17 protein-coding genes and 3 pseudogenes are annotated in these 13,314 nt (G+C 38.1%); 14 read left to right on the top strand and 6 right to left on the bottom strand.

Annotated features, from left to right (window positions below):
• A partial coding sequence (locus J2S06_RS14015) for a CynX/NimT family MFS transporter (RefSeq protein WP_419152689.1) occupies positions 1–1,166 on the bottom strand: 1,166 nt, incomplete at its 3' end.
• Between the two features lie 163 nt (positions 1,167–1,329).
• Here J2S06_RS14015 and J2S06_RS14010 point away from each other — a divergent pair.
• The 3 genes from J2S06_RS14010 to J2S06_RS14000 all read left to right on the top strand — a co-directional run bounded on the left by J2S06_RS14010 (position 1,330) and on the right by J2S06_RS14000 (position 3,416).
• The gene (locus J2S06_RS14010) at positions 1,330–1,974 is read left to right on the top strand and encodes an SDR family oxidoreductase (protein ID WP_044747359.1); all 645 of its coding nucleotides are present in this window, start codon (positions 1,330–1,332) and stop codon (positions 1,972–1,974) included.
• 24 nt (positions 1,975–1,998) lie between these two features.
• Complete coding sequence (locus J2S06_RS14005) at positions 1,999–2,991, top strand: LLM class flavin-dependent oxidoreductase (protein ID WP_419152688.1); 993 nt, start codon at positions 1,999–2,001, stop codon at positions 2,989–2,991.
• A 284-nt stretch (positions 2,992–3,275) separates the two neighbouring features.
• Positions 3,276–3,416, top strand: a complete 141-nt coding sequence (locus J2S06_RS14000) for a hypothetical protein (RefSeq protein ID WP_459077055.1) — start codon at positions 3,276–3,278, stop codon at positions 3,414–3,416.
• A 145-nt stretch (positions 3,417–3,561) separates the two neighbouring features.
• Here J2S06_RS14000 and J2S06_RS13995 read toward each other — a convergent pair.
• Positions 3,562–3,672 (bottom strand): annotated as a pseudogene (locus J2S06_RS13995) (protease); the annotation flags it as partial.
• Between the two features lie 398 nt (positions 3,673–4,070).
• Between J2S06_RS13995 and J2S06_RS13990 the strand changes: the two are divergent.
• From J2S06_RS13990 to J2S06_RS13970, 5 genes and pseudogenes are all read left to right on the top strand, one after another.
• Positions 4,071–4,285, top strand: a pseudogene (locus tag J2S06_RS13990) (MazG-like family protein); the annotation flags it as partial.
• Between the two features lie 259 nt (positions 4,286–4,544).
• Positions 4,545–4,907 (top strand): helix-turn-helix domain-containing protein, encoded by a 363-nt coding sequence (locus tag J2S06_RS13985; protein ID WP_419152687.1) that lies wholly within the window; start codon positions 4,545–4,547, stop codon positions 4,905–4,907.
• 17 nt (positions 4,908–4,924) lie between these two features.
• Positions 4,925–5,716, top strand: coding sequence for a hypothetical protein (locus J2S06_RS13980; RefSeq protein WP_419152686.1), 792 nt, complete (start codon positions 4,925–4,927; stop codon positions 5,714–5,716).
• Complete coding sequence (locus tag J2S06_RS13975) at positions 5,709–6,110, top strand: hypothetical protein (protein WP_419152685.1); 402 nt, start codon at positions 5,709–5,711, stop codon at positions 6,108–6,110. The genes J2S06_RS13980 and J2S06_RS13975 overlap by 8 nt, the downstream gene beginning before the upstream one ends.
• A gap of 55 nt (positions 6,111–6,165) precedes the next feature.
• A complete protein-coding gene (locus J2S06_RS13970; RefSeq protein WP_419152684.1) occupies positions 6,166–6,369 on the top strand; it encodes a hypothetical protein in 204 nt (67 codons plus the stop codon).
• Positions 6,370–6,483: 114 nt separating this feature from the next.
• Here the strand turns inward: J2S06_RS13970 and J2S06_RS13965 are convergent, their stop codons facing one another.
• Positions 6,484–7,425, bottom strand: a complete 942-nt coding sequence (locus J2S06_RS13965) for a hypothetical protein (protein ID WP_419152683.1) — start codon at positions 7,423–7,425, stop codon at positions 6,484–6,486.
• Between the two features lie 294 nt (positions 7,426–7,719).
• Positions 7,720–8,325, bottom strand: a complete 606-nt coding sequence (locus J2S06_RS13960) for a response regulator transcription factor (protein ID WP_419152682.1) — start codon at positions 8,323–8,325, stop codon at positions 7,720–7,722.
• On the opposite strand from J2S06_RS13960, the gene J2S06_RS13955 reads away from it, so the two are divergent.
• The 4 genes and pseudogenes from J2S06_RS13955 to J2S06_RS13940 all read left to right on the top strand — a co-directional run.
• Positions 8,223–8,534 carry an efflux RND transporter permease subunit gene (locus J2S06_RS13955; protein WP_419152681.1) on the top strand — a complete coding sequence of 104 codons (312 nt, stop codon included), beginning with the start codon at positions 8,223–8,225 and terminating at the stop codon, positions 8,532–8,534. The two genes, J2S06_RS13960 and J2S06_RS13955, sit on opposite strands and share 103 nt — an antisense overlap.
• Before the next feature lie 164 nt (positions 8,535–8,698).
• Positions 8,699–9,166 carry a hypothetical protein gene (locus tag J2S06_RS13950; protein ID WP_419152680.1) on the top strand — a complete coding sequence of 156 codons (468 nt, stop codon included), beginning with the start codon at positions 8,699–8,701 and terminating at the stop codon, positions 9,164–9,166.
• 75 nt (positions 9,167–9,241) lie between these two features.
• On the top strand, positions 9,242–9,541 hold the full coding sequence (locus J2S06_RS13945) for a hypothetical protein (RefSeq protein ID WP_419152679.1): 300 nt from the start codon (positions 9,242–9,244) through the stop codon (positions 9,539–9,541).
• Positions 9,542–9,565: 24 nt separating this feature from the next.
• Positions 9,566–10,216: pseudogene (locus J2S06_RS13940) on the top strand (methyl-accepting chemotaxis protein); the annotation flags it as partial.
• Here J2S06_RS13940 and J2S06_RS13935 read toward each other — a convergent pair.
• Together J2S06_RS13935 and J2S06_RS13930 are read right to left on the bottom strand one after the other, a co-directional pair.
• Complete coding sequence (locus J2S06_RS13935) at positions 10,203–11,252, bottom strand: cytochrome ubiquinol oxidase subunit I (protein ID WP_044747630.1); 1,050 nt, start codon at positions 11,250–11,252, stop codon at positions 10,203–10,205. The pseudogene J2S06_RS13940 and the gene J2S06_RS13935 overlap by 14 nt on opposite strands.
• Before the next feature lie 23 nt (positions 11,253–11,275).
• Positions 11,276–12,589: a c-type cytochrome gene (locus J2S06_RS13930; protein ID WP_419152678.1), complete on the bottom strand. Its 1,314-nt coding sequence runs from the start codon at positions 12,587–12,589 to the stop codon at positions 11,276–11,278.
• 241 nt (positions 12,590–12,830) lie between these two features.
• Between J2S06_RS13930 and J2S06_RS13925 the strand changes: the two genes are divergently transcribed.
• A complete protein-coding gene (locus tag J2S06_RS13925) occupies positions 12,831–13,070 on the top strand; it encodes a DUF1648 domain-containing protein (RefSeq protein WP_419152677.1) in 240 nt (79 codons plus the stop codon).
• Complete coding sequence (locus J2S06_RS13920) at positions 12,958–13,206, top strand: hypothetical protein (protein ID WP_419152691.1); 249 nt, start codon at positions 12,958–12,960, stop codon at positions 13,204–13,206. The genes J2S06_RS13925 and J2S06_RS13920 overlap by 113 nt, the downstream gene beginning before the upstream one ends.
• Positions 13,207–13,314 lie beyond the last annotated feature (108 nt).

The raw sequence follows: 13,314 nt of genomic DNA, 5'->3' as shown, positions 1-13,314 counted from the left end.
GCAATGATCATCATAACACAGACAGCAATAAACAATAAAATGGGCACCACCCACGAATGAGTTTTGTCATACAAAACACCAATTAATATGGGCCCAAAAGCAGCAAGCAAATAACCAATTGATTGCGCCATTCCCGATAAAGCGGAAGCTTGCTCGGAGCTTCTTGTTCTTAAACCAAATAGCGCTAATACGAGCCCAATGCTTGCCCCTTGTCCAATACCGATTAATATAATCCAAAAGACAATGAGTAAAAGAGGCCCGCCATACAATAATCCAACGAGACCTGCTAAATAAATTGCTCCTAAAACCGCTACAATTCGCCTTTGATCTGCATATTTGTCCGACAGTGCCGGAGCGGCAAATGTTGCCGGCAAGCCAGCAATTTGCACAAGAAACAGCATCCAACCAGCTGTTGAAGCACTTAATCCGTCCGCCTGCAAAATTTCAGGAAGCCATGCAACCATACTATAAAATAAGAACGATTGAAGACCCATAAAAAATGTGACTTGCCATGCCAGCGGCGACCGGAGCAAAAAACCATTTGAAATATGTACAGTTGGCGGTTTTGCGGATCTTTGTTTTCCACTAATTAGGGGAAACCATAAACATATCGCCAAAATCACGAACATCGTCCAAAATAACAAGGCATTTTTCCATCCAAATTTTAATCCTTCCGACAACGGAATTGCTAAACCGGAAGCGATCCCTGCAAGCATTCCCATAGCTGTTGAATAAACGCTTGTCATCAGTCCGATTTTATCCGGGAACCGTTCTTTTACAATACCCGGAAGAAGCACATTTCCAATGGCAATGCCTACTCCAATTAACACAGTTCCTAAAAGAAGACCAATCATCGCTCCGAATGTTCGAATAATCATTCCTGCAAGAAGCACGACTAACCCGGCAAAAATCGCCGTTTCATTTCCGTATCGGCTTGCAAATTTCGGAGCTAATGGCGAAAGAACCGCAAAAACGATTAACGGGATAGTCGTTAGTAAACCTGCAACCCCGTTGGAGATTCCGAGATCTTCACGAATATAACCGATGAGCGGTCCGACCGATGTAATAGCAGGACGCAAATTAAAAGCAGCAAAAATGATTCCGGCAATCAAGAGCATTTTTTTAATAGAAATTTCTTTTTCTGTCCTCACCGTATAGCGCTCCATACTTACCCTTCCTTTACCCCCTTGAACATCTTAACAGTCAATTATTTATATACTAATCCCCATCGATGGGAAAATCAACCACATACCATGTATCGATCATTTGAGAAAACAGACAGCTTCTGGAATAATGTTAATAAACGATGTTTGAAAGGAGAGTCCGTTTATGGAAATTGTTGTAGTTGGCGCCAATGGAAAAATCGGAAAAATTCTTGTTCAGTTATTAAAAGAAAGTAACGAGCACACAGTGAAAGCAATGATCCGCAACGAAAACCAAAAAGAATATTTTGACTCGATCGGGGTCAAGACGGTTTTAGCTGATTTAGAAGGCACAGTCGATCAGATCGCCGAGGCGATCAAGGGTGCGGAAGGGATCGTCTTTACCGCTGGTTCAGGCGGACATACAGGTGCAGATAAAACTCTTTTAGTCGATCTAGACGGAGCCGTAAAAACAATTGAAGCAGCAGAAAAGGCAGGTGTTCAACGGTTTATAATGGTCAGCGCTCTGCAAGCTCATAATAGACAAAATTGGAACGAAAAGATTAAACATTATTATGTTGCCAAACATTATGCTGACCGTTTCCTTGTCCAAAGCAGCTTAAACTATACAATTGTCCGGCCAGGGGCGCTGTTGGATGAGCAAGGAACAGGAAAAATAAAAATTGCCGAAAATCTTGAAAGGGCCGCCATTCCAAGAGAAGATGTGGCATCGGTTATTTATGCATCAATAACGGAGAAAAACACTTTTCGCCGCTCATTTGATCTTGTCTCAGGAAATACCCCAATTCGCGAAGCATTAAAAAATTTTTAATAAACGAAGAAAGGTTGGCGAATAATGCTGGTTAGCATTTTAGACCAAGCACCGATTTTGAACAACTCAACAGCAAAAGAGGCGTTGGAGCAATCCGTTCAATTGGCCGTAATGGCGGAAAAACTGGGTTATACCCGCTACTGGATTGCGGAGCATCACAATCTTTCCGGACTTGCCTGCTCCGCTCCAGAAATTATGCTCCCAGTTATAGGGGCAAAAACAAAATCGATTCGCATCGGGTCAGGCGCAACGCTTCTCCCCCACTATAAACCGTATAAAGTTGCGGAAATGTTTAATATGCTGGCAACATTATTTCCTAACCGCATTGATCTTGGGATCGGGCGCGCCCCCGGAGGAGACGCCCAATCAAGCATTGCGTTATCCGGCAATTATCTCGAAAATGTAAAAAACATGCCGAAAACCGTTCAAGAGCTGCTTCATTTTTTATATAATGACTATCCAAAAGATGAATTATTTTCGAGCATCTCAGCCTCTCCTTTGCCAATTATTCCTCCTGAACCTTGGATCCTTGGCACAAGCATAAAGAGCGCCTTTTTAGCAGCTGAAAACGGAATTTCCTATGCATTTGGCCAATTTATGAGCAATGAAGACGGGCGGCAAATTATTCAAACATATAAAAACCAATTTCAGAAAAAAAGAAAGCAGCAGCCAAAGACAATTGTCACAGTCTCGGCAATATGCGCTGAAACTAACGAAAAAGCGGAGCAAATCACCTTCAGCAGCTTTTTATGGAATCTTCAGCATCATAAAGGAAAAACACTTGATTTTCCTTTAAAAGAAAAAACAAAGCAGCAATTGCTGAATTCAGATGAGTTTCAACAGTTTCAAAAGAATATAATCATTGGCGATCCAAAATTTGTCGTTCACCGTTTATATGAATTAAAAAATTGGTATGAAGCAGATGAAATGATGATCATAACAATAACTGGAAGCTATGAGGAACGCACAAAATCGTATCAATTAATAGCAGAGGAAATAAATAGAAAGAAATCTTAACGTTAATATAATCAATATGACCATGGATAAAATCGGTTTAACCTATATGGGAACCGATTTTTTCTTTTGCTAATCCTCAATTTCATATTTTATCCTTTCTTATTTTTTAAAAATTCCCTAACTTAAAACTGTTTTAAATATTATGTATATAATTTTATACCTACAATAGTTGACGTTTTAATTATATTAAAAATTATTTAAAGAGCGGTTGTACGGTTATTTTTTTATTTTCGGACAGTTCAAAACAGCTTTAAAATTATATAAAAATAATGGAGGCACAAACATTGAGCCGATGGTTTTTAACTAGTGCAGCCGCTCAAGCCATTAATGCCCAACTTGTAAAATACTACACAGTTGAAACAGAAATTGTTTATTTTGGCATTATCGGCATGATTTCAATTATTCTTCATGGCACCTATGATTAAACGTTTGATAAAAGATGTTCTATAATAAAGTCTTGCTGCATGATAAAAACCTGCCTGTTCAAACATAAACAGGCAGGTTTTTTGCCATATATGAAGTTTGTTTTTGCCAAGATCACTCAGCAAAAAATTTTGAATTTCTCTCCGCTTACTTTGATACTTTATCCAAAAGCTTCAATGATTCTCTATTAAATGCTTCTAAGTCAGCAGGTGTTCGGCTTGTAACCAATTGGTTTTGGCATACGACAACTTCTTCGTCATGATGAGGAATGGCGTTGCTGAAGTTATTGTATGGGTGTGAGGTAGATATTTTTTACGTTGTTGAAGAAGGAAAAGATGTACCGGAACGTTCAGTTGTTTGGGAGTTCTAAAATTAGATGAACGTATTACAAAACGTATATGTATAAATGCATATAAATAGTCATTATCTTAAGACATGATCAAATCTTCTACAACTGCAAAAGAAGTTATTCCGCCCTTGGCTATGTACCGCCATGTGAATTTGAAACTGCTTACTACGTTAACCAGAGAAAAGTAGCTGCATAAATTCAGCTATTTCTCTCTGTTTAATGTGTCCGTTTTCTTGACATAATACCACGGATTATTATGAATTGATTAGTCATGATCACACTATAGAAGAAATAAAATCTAAAATATCATTTCCAATGGAAAACAAGCGAAGAAGCAGTTCAAGCTAATTTTGAAAATATTAAGGATGAACTAGCTGATGTTGTTATTTACGCACTTTTATTGTCACATGAATTAGGCATTGATTTAGAAGAAGCAATCATCAATAAAATGGAGAAAAATGAAAAAAGTATCCGATTGAAAAAGCGTTTGGTTCAAAGAAAAAATATGATGAACTGAAGTAGTACGCTGGTCAGGTGCCTGTCTCCTCGAAGTTTAATGACAGAATCTGTATTGGCTTCTGTTTTTGTTTTTATGACATGTTTTGAAGTGGTTTTTACCAAAATTAGTTAAGGTGAACATAAACCTCCTTTATTTTAAAGTAGCATTGATTTTTTTACAAATTGTAAAATTTATTTTTACAAAAAGATATTTAGGGTATAATTATTAACAGCAAGTATATCTTAAAAGAAGTTGATACTGCGGCATAAGGAGGGAGGAAAAATGAACTTCTTTCAACATCGTAAGAAAATTGGCGAGAATATTGCCACTTTTATTAGGTTAAAAGGATTTTCCAAATTATCCTTTTCCAAGTTGACAAACATTTCCCGTCCAACATTAAATTTAATTCTTGCAGGGGAAATTTCAAGCCCAGTTACATTTGAAACCCATCTTAAAAAAATTACGGCAGCTTTCAATTTGCCTGAGGATTACTTTCTGCATCCTCCTGTGATCATTCCTGAATCATGGCAGAGACCGGCTATGCAATATTCTGATCGTTTACAGGAAGGAAACAGGCCGGAACACATCCAAAAGGTTTTAAACGATCTTGATGACTTATTAGATATTGCCGCCATCTATCTATAAATGAAAGGCATGGGAAAATGATGCGAATTACTAGTGAAAATCTGGATCAGACGGTCAAGCTGAACAAAGAAATCAAAGAGGAAATTGAACGACTTATTACGGTTGTGGAGACAAGATATAAAAAAATCCGCATCCTTTCACCTGAAAAGCAGGCCCTGCAAATACTAAAAGAACACTATCTTATTCAAGTTCCTATACCTGACGAAAATTGGGGTGGCGCCATCCGGGAATTGCCTAATGGTAAGAAAGTGTTTGTCATTAACACGGCACAACCGAGGGTGTATCAGTATTTTATCTATTGGCATGAAGTCTACCACTTAATCAAAGGGATTGAAGAAAATTCGTCCCACTTAATTTCAACAGAATTTGACCTTTCTGAGAGAAAAGCAGATTATTTTGCCAGCCAAATGCTTTTAGGTCATGATGTGATTGAGTATTTTTATCAGGTGGGCCATCACTTGCCATTTGTTGAGCGAATTATGCACTGCATCGATACCTTCAAAGCACCCTACAAAGCCATCCTCATCCAACTATATGAATCAGCAGGAGAATATAAAAACGAAGAACTGCGCCAGCAAATAAAAAAGAACTTTGATATTAGAATCAGCCAGCAAGAATTCGAGAAGATGTTCCGCAAGTTGGCCCTAGATGTATCATTGGTTCAGCCGAGCAATATTATCGACTTAGGAGCATTAGAAACAAAAATCAAAGAAAAGCGCGCAGAAAATGAAGAAGTCGAAATGTATAAGGAACATGAAGAGTTTCTCAACCAATTTCGCCGGACATTAGAGGGATTGAATCATGTATGAGATGGTTAGCGATAGTTTTAAAGAGTTAAACAGTTTTATTACAAAAGGGCATGATTTGCGGATTTGTATACTTGACAATAATAATGTACAATTTTGCACCCAACACGAAAAATATTTTCCAGTTGACAAAATCTATGGATATTATGACCTTATTTTAGTTCCAGGCTGGGTGTATGCTGAAATTGCACAAAGTGAACATCGGCGTCAATATATTTCTTCTCTCCCTCGACCGTTGCTTTATTTGGATGAAGCAACGGATTACCTTCCTTTGGTAGATTATCATGACTTGAAACTCATGAAAGTGTTTGCCAATGCTACTTCTCCCGGGTCGAAGCCGCATCGATATTTAAAAAAAACAGATTCAAGAAGCGGAATCAGGCAGTGTAGATATTGATGATGAATGGATTAGGAATTATTATGAAAACGGCTTTAACAGCAAAGAAGAAGGAATGATAAAGAAAAATGCGGGAGAAACTTCTATTCTTGCATTGGCTTTCTTGCTTGTTCACCATTATGGAAATAAAATTAAACAAAATTCCATTAGCACAAGTGATTTTGCGGTTGTGGAAAACAACTATGGATACGTACTCGGCTCACTCGGGTTTGAAGGGACAATGTTTGGAGAGTTGGATTTTGTTGGAGTGTTTGATTAAGTTGTTTTCATGATGGAAGGAGCCCCTACCTTGAAAAGAAAAGGATAATTCATACCATAAACTAAAGCCTCAAAATTTAGCCCTATGCTTTTAGCAAAGGGCTAATGAACACAATTATTTTTCTTTCAATAACATATGCCAGTAATTCTCAATTCGCTTAAATGTGTCATCAACACGCTGTTCAACAAAATCTCTTGCCAATTGGTAATCTGCATCTTTTGGTGAAATACCGTTCGTGACAAATGCAAGAAGTTGTGCTTTTGCTTTTACCAGCACCGTAGACAAATCTTCTTCATTTTGAATGCTCTCAAACATTTCTTGATAATTTTGGATGACTGATTCAATTTCTTCATGTGTATTAACCGTTTTCCCAAGTTTATTCGTCATGGACAGCTCACGGCTTTGTTGGTATGTAAGCGGAGCATTCAGTGGCCTGATTTTGGCTCGTGCTGCGATGAATCTTTCCTCTACCGATTGATAATTCATTGCTTTTTTCGTATTATGGTGGACATAATCTTGAATCAGTTGATCAAATCCTTTTTTTATATCGCCACTTAAAAACGTATCACTGAAGTGTTGAAGTGCAGCTGTTGAAGAAGCCAATTCAAGATGGGCTTCATAAGAATTCGGTTGTTCTTTCTTAATTGCAAAAAGGTTAATCCCTGCATATTTCGCTAAACTATCCATTCCGTCCGTTATGTGTTGTAAGATGGATTCTACTTTTTTTACTTCTTCATTACTTAGCGAATCAAAGTATTTGGATTCATGTAAATATTGGCTGAACACAAGCCATTGATCCTGTGGCCGATAAGAGAAAATGTCAGAAGGGTCAGCGTTTTGTACGTTAATATCTTTTTGAAAAAACTCTTCTACCGTCATGGTCATCATGCCTTGAACTTGTTTGATTTCATCCGAAATCGTAAGTTTATAGGCTTGTCCATTTCGGATGACTTCCACTTGCTTTCCGGCCAATGGATTTTTGATTTCGTGTACGGATGGCATTTTGGCACTATATCGAGCGGCTATTGCTCCGATATACCCGAGATCAATTTTCACGGTTATTCCCTCCTAAAATAGTATTTGTTATTATCATCGGTTTTTTTAAATAAATAGTTTAGTAATATAAGGAAAAATTTGAATATATTTTCTGTAAAAATCAATGAACCAAGGCCGAAGCAGTATATCTCTTGATTAAACTGGATATCCTACTAATGGCCAAAAAAGACCAATTCGCGATGCGGAGAAATATAATGGGAAATATCTCATCCGAACGTCTGACGATACATTGTTTGTTTGCCTAGTCAGTGTCGAACTCGGGTGACCCTATGGAGGCTTATTTTAAACAGAATTTTAATAATTTAAAAGTCCAAGTTTTATTGCTTTTACAACCGCGCCGACCCTTGAGTCTACATCTAGTTTTCTAATAATAGAAGAAACATGATGTTCTACGGTTCTTTTGCTGAGCATCAACATTTCGCTGATTTCTGCGTTAGTCTTATCCTCGGAAATTAACTTAAGAACTTCGAGTTCAGTCTTTGTTAGAGAATGTATCGTTTTTTTCAAACTTTTGTTTGGAAATAATGTAAAACCTAAATAACTTTGTCTTATAGCATTTGCTAGTTCAAAGGCGGACTTCTCTTTCGTGACAAAAGCATAGGCGCCCGCTTGGTTGGCTGCTTCAATGTATTCATCATAGTCATAGCCTAATAAAATGACAATCTTCATTTTCGGATGCTTTTCGACAATTTTCTTTGTCAGTTCAATTCCGTTATAATTTTTCATTCTTATATCCATCACAATAACGTCAGGGTTATTTTTCGTGATTTGTGTATCTAAGTCGGCGGGTTCCACAAGTGACTGAAGAAGCGAAGGAGCGTCTGAAAGCCCTGGAGAAAAAATGGCCAAGTGGATATCAATGGACAATGGAAGGACAAGAGGAACAGCGTACACAAGCATTTGAATCGATGTACAAGTTCTATGCGCTATCCATACTATTGATTTTTGTATTGGTGTTTATCCAATTCCGTTCATTCTGGAAGCTAATTGTGATTATGACAGCGATTTATATGGCGATGAGTGGAGCCATTTTATCCCTCTATCTTACCAATCAACCATTAGGATTTAGGGCATTACTAGGCATGATTGGATTGATGTTGAATTTTTAAAAAAGACAATAACAACTACCACTGCGGTTTTACATATTTATCTATTCAATAGGGGAGAGGGATGACGGCATGACCATAAAAGCCAAACTCTTTGTTTTAGTGGCAGGTTTTGTTTTTCTGTTGTTGTCCAGCACTTTTTGTTTGATCAAGAACAAGTGGTGTTGATGGAAATATTGCAAAAAGACCAAACATCGCTGTGGGAAAAAGGAAATGAAATGAAAAACGAAAATGTACAGTCAGTCTTTTCTTCCGGAAAAGCACAAGTTTTCCTGAAAGACAATCATGTGGAGGCATATGTTCCGGTAAGAGCAGATGGAAATGTGCTCTATGTGTTGTATACTTTGTTAGATGCTGCCCCTTATTTCCAACATGCCGTATCCACCAAACAAGTATTACAGGAGTTCCAGCAGTTGATTAATGAGGTAGGGTATAAAATGATGCTGTCGATTTTTATCTTTTCCTTGTTGTTTCTTTTGGTTCTGTTTAGTGTGATCCGGTCGGTGCTGAGACCGTTGAAAGTTTTTTCGAAAGTCTTGCGGGAAGTGGGGCACGGGCAGGCAGTAAAATGGGAGCAGGTAAAAGCAAAAGAATTAAGAGAGATTCAAGAAGCCATTACAGAAGTGGTGCAATAGTATCAGAAAATGTTGTCGGTCATCCAGAGCAATTTAGTTGCTGTAAAGAAGGCGCAGAAGGAATACAGTTCGGAAATGGATACGACGTTAGAGACATTAGAACAGGTTTCCAAAGCAGTGACAGATGCTGCACGCAACAATCAACAGCAAGCAGAACAGTTACATGAAGCCGGGGAAATCGTAGAGACGATGTCCCGTACTTTGTCTGATGTTTCCTGCATGGCATCCAAGCTTGAAGACTTCTCAAACAGAGCCGCGGGTCTGGCGGAAAGCAGTATTCGGGGATTGGAGCATATGACGAAAGTGATCGAAAATATCTACAAAGAAGTAGGGGAAAGCGGCAAACGAATCGAAAAGCTGGCCAAAAGTTCATAGGAAATTGGAGGAATTATTACGCTCATTCAGGGCATTGCAGGACAGACGAACTTGCTGGCATTGAACGCAGCCATTGAAGCAGCTCGAGCCGGAGAACAAGGAAAAGGATTTGCCGTAGTGGCTGACGAAGTACGGAAACTGGCGGAGGAAAGCAGCAGGGCAACAGAAAAAATTGCCCAGATCTTACTGGATATTAAGCAGGAAATTGCCAGTACGAAAGAAGGAAATGACAATCAGCTGTCAGTCATTGAAAGCAGCAAGCAGGGAATTCAGCAAGCTAAAGATTCTTTTCATCATTTGATTGATGCTACCAGGGAGTCGTCACGAAAAATTGTCCAGTTGGGAGATTTCGTTGAAACTATGTTCCAAAACGGCCAAGGAGTCATTGGCGTATTTGAACAGATGCATAGGAATATTCAATCTAATGCCGCTAACAGTGAGCAACTGCTGGCCATGGTGGAAGATGTGATGGGATCGTTGAAGCAACTGCGGCATTTGTTGGATAACATGACAGATTCAAAAAAAATTAGAGCAAGTAACTATTGTTTCCCATTAGAAAATATAATATGTTCATGTACAGAAGCCGCGGGGAGCGGCTTTTTTTCTTTTGAGAAGAGTATAAAGTTAAAAAATATTTCATTTTCCTTCCTTATATCTATCGTTATTGTTTATTAACAGGTTTTATGTTTTCTTTTTTCATCTCAATTGTTCTTGGATACTCATTTATATATGGCTTCAAGTATGATTCACGAACTTCGTGACGCATCCATCCCATGACTCCGACAATGAGAACAAAGCATAGAAGCGATGCATAAAACATAGACGGACGATCGTTTTTGCTTACGACATATAACAAAGCGCACAGCAAAATAGTTAAGAAAACCGATAGAAGCAACAGCGCTGTAAGCAACGCATCATCGCCCATAAAAAGAAGCATAATGTTTCGGTCAAACGATATAAGCAACAATGAGCCAAAGACGAGTTGCAAAAGAGTAATCCAAAATGCTACTTTAACACCTCCTAATTTTAAAGATTGTTCAACATCAGAAAGAGTTTGTTTTCTTTGTTTTACTGAGAAATATAAGTACATGTAAAAGCCGCCAGTTGCTAAACTTGCTAAAATAAAGTGAGCGTATCTTTGCCAAATTTGTGGATAATGTAAAAGGCTATGGAAAAATCCGTTTGCTCCTGACCATTTTTCTGGGTAAAGCATCGACACGACATTCACAATAAAAATAAGTGGAACAAAGAGTAAAATAAGCATAGCAGCAAATCCAACGAGAAAATGTATTCCTTTTTTATTTTCCCATTTTTCCCATGAAAATTTATATACATACAAAAGCAGAAATGCGGTAATTAAAAGAATAATTATGCTGAGCCACGCTTTGCCGATTAGTAAAGTCGACGTATAAAAGTATTGTGTATAAATGACGCTAATGATCAGTAATGGAGCAACGCCTAACACAACAGCGATACTTTTGTGAATGGATGCATGAAGAGAACAAATCCGAGCCATGTCATCCAAACGACGGGAATGCGTTTTCATCGCAGACGCTTCTAATATAACTGCACCAGTGGCAAAAGATAGTGTAAAGTTTACAAATATAATATGGAGTACAAATGTTAAGACAATTAAAAACTGTAGTAACGTTAAGTTACCCGGAATTGGTAAAGGGAAATCAGGTGGAATCGATAGTTGTAAAACACCCATTTTATTCATCCCCGCTTTCTTTTTTATTTCTCTTCATTGGCGACTTTATATAAGTAAGCTGCGAGCGCTTCCACTTCTTCTTTTGTTCCAACAAATGGAGGCATCATCGGTCGTACTTGATGCATGGTTGGAATGAATGACTCAATACTTTGTTGTGGCCACCCTTTTAAACGGTTGGCGAGGGCACGTTTGGAACGAAAGCCATCGATAGTATGACAGGCTAGGCATTGACCTTGATAAATTTCACGTCCTGCTTCCACTTTATTTTTTTCTGTCACCTTTTTTATTTTTGCGACGGTGGAATGTGCTAAGTAGCCATCCCGGTTCATTTCCTCCGCTTTGACTGCTGTAATTCCATTGACATACATATAGTTGTAAATCATATACGGTTTGCGAATGGACTCACGCACGACCTCGAACTCTCCAATAAATCCAATCGCTGACATGAAAACAGCAAGCGATAAAAAGATTGGGAGTTTTTTAGGACGGATGGCCAGCCAGAATAGAAATACAATGATTAGAGCAAATGCGATCATATTTAATACGTCAAACGTCTTTTCCGGTAAACCTGTTGACCATACAATTAGCTTCGCAGCTTGATCAGGAATCGACTGCAAATACCAAATCCCAAGCACAACAGTGGCCAGAAGTGAAATCGCTCCCCAAATAGAGAAGATGCGAAGCAATGGCATACGCACTTCTTCGTCTTTTACAAATAAACGTACAAAAATTGTAAATAAAGCAATTGCCAGCATAATGGCTAAAAACGTACGAAACCCTAGTGAAGGTAAATAGGTTGGATTGAAAAATGCGTTCCAAAATGAGAGAGTTTCAACCCAACGACCAGGTGTTAGCTTTGCTGCTAAAATTCCTGTAATAATGGACATCGTCAGCCATGAAAATACGGCAAGCATAATACCGACATTGAGATGCTTTCTTTTTGCTTTTCCTTCTTTCCATGTTTCCCATGTGTAGTAATAAATGAGTAAGAAAACAACTTCTAATACAAACACAACCCATTCAGCGACCCATGCCCAAAAGAAAATTCGTAACAACGAGCCAATAGAATCAGGTTGAATGACGGTTGTTGAAAACCAAATTCCTACGCCTGTCATCGCTCCAACAGTTGTAGTAATAATTAAAATCCATTTTGTTAACTGTTTAGCGAGTTGATCTAGTTTTTCATTTTTCGTCACGATTGCGTAATACTCGCTTGACACAACAAGCGCTGTAGCACCAATAGCGACTCCATGGCTAATCAACACGTGGATAATCGCAATTATTGCTACAATGTTTCCATTGCCGAACCAAGGAAACTCTACAGTTGGAAAATTCATCATCTCTATCTCCTTTCATTATGTATTCGCTTTCCACTATATAAACAAAATATGAAATAGAGATGATGCTTTTGTGACAAAAGTTTTACACATATATGAATATTTGGAAAATGTGTTTTAGTTTAGCATTTGTCACGCCTACTATTAGGAGTGTACATCGTTTGGAACAGATTAAAAGATTATTATCTGCTTTTCTAAAGAAATCGTTTTCTTTGGGTGAGCTTGAAAAGGATAGGAATGAATGATGAAAACAAAAACGAACCGATTCTTGGTCATATTGACGTCTTTTAGTTATTTGTTAAGTTTGATTGTCATCCTCTATGTACTTGATGAAGTGGCCATTCATTGGGACACAGCTGGTGAAGCAGATGGGTACAGTAACAAATGGTTTGGGGCGTTTATTCTTAACTTTCATTATGACTTCGGTCTTGTTGTTAATAACCTTTTTACCAAAAATGGAGCTGAAAAAAGCAAACTATGAAAAAATTAAAGGGAGTTTATACACAGCTAGTCTGTCGAAAGTAAAAGAAGAATTTCCAGAAGTGAAGGAAGTGTATTCACAGGTACTGAGGATGTTTGTCAGCGGTCAAACATTTCAAGTGTTTTCCGTCGTTTGAAGAAGGAAGACTGTCCCATAAGTGTCTGAGCTCACGCGTATTTCATAATATATAGCTCATTTATTCAATGTGATGTTCTATATATTGTGTTGTTGGGTCTGACACTTG

Source organism: Bacillus alveayuensis (assembly GCA_030812955.1).
Taxonomy (GTDB): Bacteria; Bacillota; Bacilli; order Bacillales; family Aeribacillaceae; genus Bacillus_CB; species Bacillus_CB alveayuensis.
Note: the sequence above shows the minus strand (reverse complement) of the source record. Positions and strands in the feature narration are given on the sequence as shown.